We start from the raw sequence: 2,329 nt of genomic DNA, 5'->3' as shown, positions 1-2,329 counted from the left end.
TTTTAAAGTTGTATACAATGCATACTTTTTGTCTATAGTGACTTTTTTAGCTTTTTCTTTGAGTTTTTATTTAGCAAATAGGACGAGTTGGTTATTTGCCTCTGTTGAGCCAGTGTTATTATCATATTTCATAAAGTTGTCAGAAAATAATACTATAAAATCTTTAATATTTATAGGAATAGTAGTTTATTCTCTTCTTAATATGTGTTATATTTTAATTACGCAGACAGAACCCCCTTTCAATCTTTATTTACCATATAAATTGTTTTTTGAATGAAAAAGAAAATCTTATTGTTAGATAGTTCATATCCAATAAATGTTCGAAATGTTAAGATTCTGAAAACTCTAGAAAATGCAAGGATTTTTGATCTTAGTGTAATTTCTTGGAATAGAGATAATCGAGAATGCAAAGAATATCTTAATTGTAAAGAATATATGTATATGTCGAATACTCCCTATGGGAGTGTGTTGAGTAAACTATTGAGTTTATTTTCATACTTTCGTTTTGTGAAAAAGAGGATTAAAGAGATTAATCCAGATCATATTATCGCTTCACATTGGGATATGCTTTTTCTTGCTTCTCTATGTAAAGGAAAGAAAATGAAATTAGTCTATGAGAATCTTGATATACCAACAGCCAATACCTCATTTATTCATAAAGCGCTTAGATTCATAGAAAAAATATCTTTAAAAAAAACAGATACCATTATTTTAGCATCTAGATTCTTTGAACCTAAGTATAGGTTTTTCAAAGGTGACAAAATGATAATAGAAAATAAGCCTTTCGAAAATATAATGACAGATAAATTACCCGCTTTTGAGCATGATAGAGGACGATTAAAAATATCTTTTATTGGAGGATTAAGATATTTTGAAGTTATGAAGAATCTTATTAGTGCAGTAAAAGATTTGAATATTGATCTGTTATTTTTTGGGGATGGTCCTGATGTTAGTCGATTTAAAGATTTTGCAACAGGATATACAAATGTTTTCTTTTTTGGAAGATATAACTATGATGATATAAAATGTATCTATGATTTGTCCGATCTTGTATGGGCTGTATATCCAAGTAAAGATCCTAATGTTAAATATGCAATATCAAATAAGTTTTTTGAAAGTATCGTGTTTTCTAAACCTGGATTTTATTGTACTAATACGGAGCTGGGAGATTATGCTTATAATAATGGTATTGGGATGAAAGTGGATGCATATAGTGTAGAGGGAATTCGAAAAGTACTTTTAGAAATTATCAGAGAAAGATCAGTTATGAACCCTATAGTTGAGAATATGAAAAAATATAAAGATAAGAATGCTTTATATTGGGAAAACCATGTGCAGGATTTATTATTCATCTTTTCTTAATAAAATATATTTTAATTAATATGAAAATATTATTTGTTTCTACAGAAATATGGTCTGAGAAAAATCCTGAAGGAATTGTTGCTCGCAAGATCGTTATAGGCTTACTTGAAAATAATTGTCATGTCGATATATTAAGTACGGGTGCTGTTAATATTAATGGTATTACACGAGAATTTATTGTAAAGGATAAGTCTAACGAACTTTTCTCTAAGGTTCAAAAAAAAATAGTTGGGGTCGAAAAAAGAAATTTTGTGAATATTGTTAAGGATAATTATGATGATTATAATTTCGCGACCTATGACCTTATTATAACTAGATCTGAGCCTTTTTTTCTACATGAAATCGGGTTTTTCGTGAAACAAATGTACCCAAAAGTAAAATGGGTCGCTAGTTTTGGAGATCCTGTTTTTCTAAATCCTTATAACTCTCATAGTATTATAAAGAAGAATATTGCAAAAAAATTAGAACGAAAATACTGGAATTTTGCTGATATTGTGACACATACCAATAATTCAGTAATAGAAGAGTATGTGAAATGTGGTTTTGATACAGGGAAGGCTACAGTTTTAGAGAATCCATTTTTATTTGTAGGGGAAAAGAAATCTCTAAATGTTTCCTATACTTCTAATGATATTATTAAATTGGCTTACATTGGTTCGCTTTATGGGCGTAGAAGTATACGGCCAGTTATTGAATTTTTATCAAAAGTTGATTTTAAATTTGAATTATTAATAATAGGAGGTGTTCGCAATACATATTATGAAAATAGATTTGGATCTCTTACTAAGCTCTTAATGAAAAGAGATATTAAAAAAGTTATGAAACCTATTAATGATCATAATTTAGGAGATAAAGTAAAACTTATGCCATTTATGAATAAAGTTGACTTAGATCAATTTATAACAGATAATGTTGATGTTCTTATAAATATAGATGCTGCTATTGGCGATAAAAATATATTTTTATC

Annotated in this window: 2 protein-coding genes; both read left to right on the top strand. The window is 28.0% G+C overall.

Annotated features, from left to right (window positions below; translation table 11 throughout):
- Positions 1–273: 273 nt before the first annotated feature.
- Complete coding sequence (locus HGC4_RS16245; RefSeq protein ID WP_050711195.1) at positions 274–1,362, top strand: glycosyltransferase family protein; 1,089 nt, start codon at positions 274–276, stop codon at positions 1,360–1,362.
- A 20-nt stretch (positions 1,363–1,382) separates the two neighbouring features.
- The coding region (locus tag HGC4_RS16240; RefSeq protein WP_221406881.1) for a glycosyltransferase family protein at positions 1,383–2,329 on the top strand (947 nt) is incomplete at its 3' end.

The organism is Dysgonomonas sp. HGC4 (assembly GCF_001261715.1).
Taxonomy (GTDB): domain Bacteria; phylum Bacteroidota; class Bacteroidia; order Bacteroidales; family Dysgonomonadaceae; genus Dysgonomonas_A.
The sequence above is the reverse complement of the archived record's forward strand: the minus strand, read 5'-3'. Positions and strand labels throughout refer to the sequence as shown.

Excerpts from the sequence above, each read along its gene's own strand:
- HGC4_RS16245 (WP_050711195.1), top strand. The coding sequence starts at position 274 with ATGAAAAAGAAAATCTTATTGTTAGATAGTTCATATCCAATAAATGTT.